The sequence below is a fragment of the Propionimicrobium lymphophilum DSM 4903 genome (assembly GCF_000423485.1).
GTDB classification, from domain to species: domain Bacteria; phylum Actinomycetota; class Actinomycetes; order Propionibacteriales; family Propionibacteriaceae; genus Propionimicrobium; species Propionimicrobium lymphophilum.
This window is the reverse complement of the sequence record NZ_KE384026.1, coordinates 458,080-465,110: the sequence shown is the minus strand read 5'-3', so window position 1 is coordinate 465,110 and position 7,031 is coordinate 458,080. Positions and strand designations below refer to the sequence as shown.

The window sequence follows — 7,031 nt, the reverse complement described above, 5'->3', positions numbered from 1 at the left end:
CTGACTATAAGACAAAGCAGCATTCTTGCGCATAAAGATACTCCCCGAAAGAAGGAACCAAATTAACCAGTCCAACTTTCGGGGAGCACTTCAATCTCCAGCCCCGTCATTTTAGAATCCCCGTTCGTAGGGACCGGGCACGTAGCTGACCTGGACTCCTAGCTCGCTGGCCGAATGAAGCGCGAAGGCGGGGTCATTCAACGACTTACGCCCGACTAGGACGACGTCCGCCTGGCCAGTAGCGACGATCTGCTCGGCTTGAACAGCGTCAGTAATCATTCCGACTGCGGCTATTGGTGCAGACACCGAATCTTTCACTGCCTTGGCGAGGGGAGTCTGGTAACCCGGACCGACTGGAATTGGGGCCATGGGAATGTTTCCGCCAGAGGAAATATCGAACAGGCTGACTCCGTGCTTTTCAAGCTCGCGGCAGACCTCAATGGTTTCTTCGAGGCTGAATCCGCCTTCTACCCATTCCGTTGCAGAAAGCCGGACTAGCAGGGGCACTTCATCAATCTGGTCACGAACCGCATCAACAATCTGGAGAAGCAAGCGAGCTCTATTCTCTAGGCGTCCGCCGTATTCGTCTTTGCGTTGGTTGCTTAGCGGAGACAAGAATTCGTGAAGCAGGTAACCGTGAGCCGCGTGCACCTCAACGAAATCAAATCCCGCTTCTATCGCACGTTTTGCTGCCGCAGAGAACGCGTCGATTAGTTTCTCGATGCCTTCTTTGTCGAGGCCCTTCGGCTCTGCATACCGGCCATTTGCGATCGGGGAGGGTGCGAAGGTTTGCCAGCCACCACGATCCTCAGGGATGCTACCTGCGGTTTCTTTCATGCCCCAAGGCGCGTAGGTGGATGCTTTGCGACCTGCGTGAGCAAGCTGAACGCCTATCTTGGCGCCCTGGGAATGTGCAAACTTAACGATTGGCTTGAAAGCCTCAAGCTGCTCATCGTTCCAGATTCCCAAGTCTCTTGGACTGATCCGACCTTCGGGAACCACTCCCGTAGCCTCGACGATTATCCCTCCTGCGCCACCGCTAGCGAGACCCCCATAATGCACCAGATGCCATTCGCAAGCTATGCCGTCCTGGTTCTCAACGGCATACGTACACATAGGAGGCACCCAAAGGCGATTACGGAACTCGACTTTTTTAAGGGTTATCGGTGTAAAAAGTTTGCTCACGATTCTCCTAGTTGTCTGAACCTTTAATTTGTTTGAGCTGGGCTTAGCTGGCCACACGTTTTCCGCTAGCCAAGTCGAACAGATGCTGAAGCACCAAACCATTGCTGCAACGCAAACCGTTGTGTTCGTACTCGCTAGTTACCCACTTTTTGATGCCTGGCAGTAGCGCCCCAGTCTCAACAGAGAACTCCAGAGGCACGTATACGTCGTTGAAGTAGACGGCTGCTGCACCAGAAACACCCGATTCGGAAATCATCTTAGCGTCGTAGATGCTGGGCCATTCGATCTGCGCGACCTTGTCGACGACCTCTGCCCAGGGCTGAAGAGCTGGAACCGTTTGAGTCCACTCTCGCCAGACGTGCTCGCCTGTTAGGAGTGTCACGTCCTCGCGGAATTCCTCCGGAAAGGTCCTTTCCGCTGACCAGTCTGTGACGAAACCGTCGGAGTAACTCGACTCGTGTATTACGTAGTACAGCGGATTCGATCCGCCAAAAGGCATGGCATCGCTTAGCGCGTATTTGAAGGCGTTAGTTTTTGGATCTCTCTCGAGGATGTTATAAAGATCTTGCCAACCGTCCGTGCTGCCAAGTAAGTGGCCGAGAGAACGCAGCCTAGATACCGAGAGCACCTCACTGGTGGGAAGAACAATTTTGCCTTCCGCTGCCAGATCAGCTAGCTCGCGCATTTTTTCCCTATGCTCCGGGAAACGACGGTAATAGGCAAGGGAATTTGCCTTCATCTTTTGATAGCAGAGCGAATAAACGTCATCGGGGTGGTGACCAACCGCGCTGAGGCCACCGGTGAAGAAGCACTGAGTGAGGCTTTCGGGGTGCTTAGTCAGGTAAGCGAGTGTCGTGAAACCTCCGAAAGATTGCCCAAGCGTCGTCCACTTCTTCACGCCGAGATGCTCACGCATGGCTTCGGCGTCTTCGACAATGGAATCAGCCCGCATGTAGCGAAGACGATCGACGACCCAGTCGGTTCCGTTGGAGAGTTCGTTGTCACCTATGGGAGTCGACTTTCCGGTTCCGCGCTGATCGAGCATGACGACTCGATAATTCTCTAGCGCAACGTCGAGCCAAGTCGGTTGGGTAGGGCAGCGGTAAGGGCGAGGCGCTTCATTGCCAGGGCCACCCTGAAGGAAAACAAGGTATGGAAGATTTTCTCCGCCCGGTCGGCTCACTACGGCCGCGTATACGTCGATCGTGCGTTCGTCGGAATCGTCATCCCAAACTAGGGGAACCGTAATGAAATGGTCTTCGATACTCAGATCAGCAATGCGACTAGTCATAGTCACATTCTAATGCCGCACCGTCAACAGTTCAGGGTCCTGGATCGGGCTTAAATTGGTATCTTGACCATCGCGATGTTGTTGCCAGTCGATAAATTAGTTAGGGCGACTTGAGCAGATTGTGTCGGGCGAGGAAAGATCACAGTTCCCGAAATTTCTTGACCCTCGTCTATCCTGCCTCTGTCCAACTGGTTGGGGGAAGCCGCCCGGTTTGGGTAAACGATATTTCCGGATCCCGCCTGCGAATCAAGAGCCATGAACGTGTAGTTCATCGAGCCGGAATCTAGCTTTACGCGTACGTTTACGCTCAGCGTATAGGCGTCCCACTGCGCAGATTCAACGATGAAAGTACCGCTAACGTGGCCGTCATCGAAAGGTCTTTCTGCCGGCAATGAAGGCACACGCGGAGTTGCAGGAGCGGTGGGTGAAACGTTCGGCGGGGTCTCTTCAGGCTTTTCCTGGGTTCGACCTGCGAACCAGATCAAACCAAAAATTATTGCCGCAGAGATTAGCGGCAGTGCCAGCCTAGCCAGTAAAGGACGGCGATAGGCCCTAATTCGTGTCTTAGGTTTGTGTGATGTGACTGGTGCTGGGGCAGTGGGGATCTCATGGCGTTGCTCTTGAACTTCAACGTTGACAGGTTCAAGGTCGGCATATGGCCTCTGGACCAAGTCTCCGTCAGCTGGTGCCTGTTGCGGATCATCGTTGAGGCTTTGCTCGGGCCTGTTTAGCTCCATACTCGATAAGCCTAAAGTCTTCGACAAATGTTGTCTGGAACCCAGACGGTGTTTTCTTCTTTAGCAAAGGTGTTGTACCGGTGATTTTTGGGCTCTGCTTACTGCAATAAACAATGCATGAAGCAAACAGGCAATGCATCAGTAGAAGAAACTTTCCTTGCCCCTCCTCGCGTAAAGCTAAACGAGCCAGCCGAACTTTTATCGGTGATCCCAGCAATGCTCGGATTCAAACCGAAAGAATCAGTTGTGATCATGGTCATCGAAAACAATTGCGTCGAGGTGACGATTCGCATGGATATATGTCAGTTGGAATTCGACCTGGAACGGTTTATTGATCTGCGAGAAAAATACCCGGGCGCCTTGTTCTTCGTGGCGGCATATTCCGTCGATCTCGGGCTTGCCTCGAGTTGTGCTGAGCGTATCGAGCGGCTCGTGGGTGATGCCTTGATGATGAGCGTGGTGTCCAATGGGCGAAGTTTCTGGATCAGGGGGGAAGCGGAACCGCGTCGTCGACCAGTGCCAGAAATTAGTTTGACAGCACGAGCTGAATTCGCGGGTGCAGGGATGAGAATGTTTGAGGATCGCAGCGATCTAGTTGCCCTCGTGCAACCCGCTGAAGGTGAGCTTGCTAACGAGAACATGGTCTTGATGGCCGAGTTAGTCGAAGAAATCACCACGATGAAAGAAAAAGACGCAGTTGAGAGATTCAAGTTTTTGATGGCGAATCAAGAAGTTCTCTCGAAGCGGCAATTGTTGGAAATCGGCATGCTCACTTCGCGATATTGGACCTTAATCTGCGCGTTGTCGAGGATTTCGAACCGCCGTGCGATACGCGAATGTGAACTATGGCAGAAGGTGTGTCGCCAAATGCCAAAGCAATACGCGCTGACTGCGATCGCCTTGACGGCCATCTCGGCTTGGGCTGGAGGAAATGGCGCCCTACAGTCAATTTGTTTAGACATCGGTTCGCAGATAGATCCAAATAGCGTCTTGCTGCAAATACCGATCACGGCAAATCAAATGTTGCAACCGCCCACCGAATGGGAGCCGATGCGGCAAATATTTCTTAGCGAATTTCTTAATTGGCAAGACACATTCGAGAAGGCAGAGGTGTAGGGGTGATGGAAAGTTAACCTGAAGCCAATAGTCGGGTAGAATCGTGCCTCGACGTTCATCCGATGATGGACTTATGCATTGATTCGGCTCGCGAATTGGTTAGCTAATAGGAGAATGCTGTGAGCGTACATGACGAAGCAGAGGGTCGCTACGACGTAGTGGCCGCTCAGGAAAAGTGGCAAAAGTTTTGGGATGAAGATCACACGTTCAAAACTCTTGATGACGATTCCAAGCCGCGTCGTTATGTCCTAGACATGTTTCCTTACCCATCCGGAGACCTACACATGGGTCACGCGGAGGCATATGCAATGGGTGATGTCCCCGCCAGGCTTTATCGCATGCAGGGCTACGATGTCATGCACCCCATTGGGTGGGACTCATTCGGCCTTCCGGCTGAAAACGCTGCGATTAAGAACAACGAACACCCGGCAAAGTGGACTTACGGCAATATCGAGACTCAGAAAACTTCGTTCAAGCGTTACGGCTTGAGCCTCGACTGGAGCCGTGAGCTACACACTTCCGACACCGAGTACTACCGCTGGACCCAGTGGCTGTTCAACAAATTCTTTGAGCGTGGGCTTGCCTACCGGAAGGATTCTTACGTCAACTGGTGCCCGAAGGACATGACCGTTCTAGCTAATGAACAGGTAATCGAGGGCGCTTGCGAGAGATGCAAAACCCCTGTCACTAAGAGGAAGCTCAACCAGTGGTACTTCAAGATCACTGAATATGCCCAGCGTCTTCTCGACGACATGGATCAGCTAAGGGATGGCTGGCCCGAGCGTGTGCTTGCGATGCAGCGCAACTGGATCGGTCGCTCTGAGGGTGCCTACGTGGACTTCAAAATCGAAAGCCGCGAGGAGCCGGTAACGGTTTTCACCACTCGCCCCGACACCTTGTATGGCGCAACATTCATGGTCGTCGCGCCTGATAGCGATCTGGCCAGCGAAATCGTCTCCGCCGAGCAGAAGGCAGACTTCGAGAAGTATCTGGAAGAGGTCAAAAAGAACACCGAGATTGAGCGACAGTCCACCCAGCACGAGAAGACTGGTGTTTTCCTCGGCGTCTACGCTGAGAACCCGGTAACCGGCGAGAAAATCCCGATGTGGGCTGCCGACTACGTCCTAAGCGATTACGGCACTGGCGCGATTATGGCAGTGCCTGCTCACGATCAGCGTGACTTGGACTTCGCGTTGAAGTACGGCCTCGAGGTTCGTCCTGTCATCGACACTGGCGAAGAGAATCCCGCGACAAGCGGGGTTGCCACCACCGGTGATGGTGTCTACGTGAGCTCCGGCCCGCTCGATGGCTTAACGAGCGTCAAAGAAGGCATTAAGAAGACTGTAGAGGTTTTGAACAAGCGTGGCTCGGGTGAGGCGGCAGTTACCTACAGGTTGCGCGACTGGCTGTTGAGTCGTCAGCGTTTCTGGGGCTGCCCCATCCCAATTATCCACTGCCCGAAGTGCGGTTTGGTTCCCGTCCCCGACGATCAGCTACCGGTAGAGCTGCCAGACCTTCGAGGCGCAGACCTGGCTCCTAAGGGGATGAGTCCGCTGGCAAGCGACGCGGCTGCAGAATGGCGCAGTGTTTCCTGCCCGAATTGTGGTGCTGATGCACAGCGAGATACGGACACGATGGACACGTTCGTCGATTCCTCTTGGTACTTCTATCGCTACTGCTCGCCGCACTTTGAGGACGGCCCCTTCAATCCGGAGGACGTTAATCGTTGGATGCCGGTGGAACAGTATGTAGGTGGCGTTGAGCACGCCATCTTGCACCTGCTTTACATGCGTTTCTTTGCGAAGGTTCTTAACGATCTTGGCGAGATCGACTTCGATGAGCCGATGAAGAAGCTGCTGAACCAGGGCCAGGTCATCAACCAGGGCAAAGCTATGAGCAAGTCGCTAGGCAACGGCGTAGATCTTGGAAAACAGATAGACGAGTTCGGTGTGGACGCTGTTCGTCTGACGATGATCTTCGCCGGTCCGCCCGAGGACGACATCGACTGGGCAGAGGTCTCGCCATCCAGTTCTCTTAAGTTCTTGCAGCGTGCTTACCGTATTGCCGCCGATGTGACCAGCGATCCGGGTTGTCCTGTTGAATCTGGCTACGAGGGTCTGCGTCGAGTAACACACAAAACAATCCACGACGTCACAGAGCTCGTCGAGATGGGACGCTTCAACGTCGCTGTAGCTCGTGTAATGGAGCTGGTAAACGCAGCCAGGAAAGAAATTAACGGCGAGACTGGTGCAGCGGATCCCGCAGTCCGTGAAGCAGCCGAGTTCACCGCTCAGGCATTGAGCCTATTTGCTCCTTACGTCGCCGAAGAGATGTGGGAACTTCTGGGCAAGGAGCCCTCGGTTGCTAACAGCGCCTGGCCAACTGCCGACGAGAAGCTCCTGGTAGCCGAATCGGTAGTACTAGTAGTCCAAGTACAGGGCAAAGTCAGGGCAAAGATAACCGTAAGCCCCGATATCACTGAGGAGCAGGCTATCGAAGCCGCACTCGCCGAAGATAACGTTCAGCGGGCCCTAGATGGTCGTGAGATTCTTAAGACCATCGTCAAGCTTCCGAAGATGGTCAGCATCGTTCCCAAAAAGTAAATAGACCGTAAAAAACGGCAGAGTCTGATGTTGTCAGGCTCTGCCGTTTTGTTGTCTTTGTGAACAAGTCATGAGGGTTAGTCAATAGTGTTTTCGTGC

General features: G+C 53.5%; 5 protein-coding genes. 2 read left to right on the top strand and 3 right to left on the bottom strand.

The window, feature by feature from the left end; translation table 11 throughout:
* Window positions 1-111 precede the first annotated feature (111 nt).
* The 3 genes from G556_RS0109590 to G556_RS0109580 are packed head-to-tail and all read right to left on the bottom strand — an operon-like array spanning window position 112 to window position 3,213.
* Window positions 112-1,185, bottom strand: a complete 1,074-nt coding sequence (locus G556_RS0109590; protein ID WP_211219457.1) for an NADH:flavin oxidoreductase/NADH oxidase — start codon at window positions 1,183-1,185, stop codon at window positions 112-114.
* A 43-nt stretch (window positions 1,186-1,228) separates the two neighbouring features.
* Complete coding sequence (locus tag G556_RS0109585; protein WP_028822627.1) at window positions 1,229-2,482, bottom strand: alpha/beta fold hydrolase; 1,254 nt, start codon at window positions 2,480-2,482, stop codon at window positions 1,229-1,231.
* A gap of 44 nt (window positions 2,483-2,526) precedes the next feature.
* Window positions 2,527-3,213 carry a hypothetical protein gene (locus G556_RS0109580; protein ID WP_028822626.1) on the bottom strand — a complete coding sequence of 229 codons (687 nt, stop codon included), beginning with the start codon at window positions 3,211-3,213 and terminating at the stop codon, window positions 2,527-2,529.
* 87 nt (window positions 3,214-3,300) lie between these two features.
* Between G556_RS0109580 and G556_RS0109575 the strand changes: the two genes are divergently transcribed.
* Both G556_RS0109575 and leuS read left to right on the top strand, forming a co-directional pair.
* On the top strand, window positions 3,301-4,329 hold the full coding sequence (locus tag G556_RS0109575) for a DUF4192 family protein (protein WP_155941802.1): 1,029 nt from the start codon (window positions 3,301-3,303) through the stop codon (window positions 4,327-4,329).
* A gap of 119 nt (window positions 4,330-4,448) precedes the next feature.
* Entirely contained in the window at window positions 4,449-6,932 is a 2,484-nt protein-coding gene (leuS, locus tag G556_RS0109570; RefSeq protein ID WP_028822624.1) for a leucine--tRNA ligase, read from the top strand.
* The last annotated feature ends 99 nt before the right edge of the window (window positions 6,933-7,031 follow it).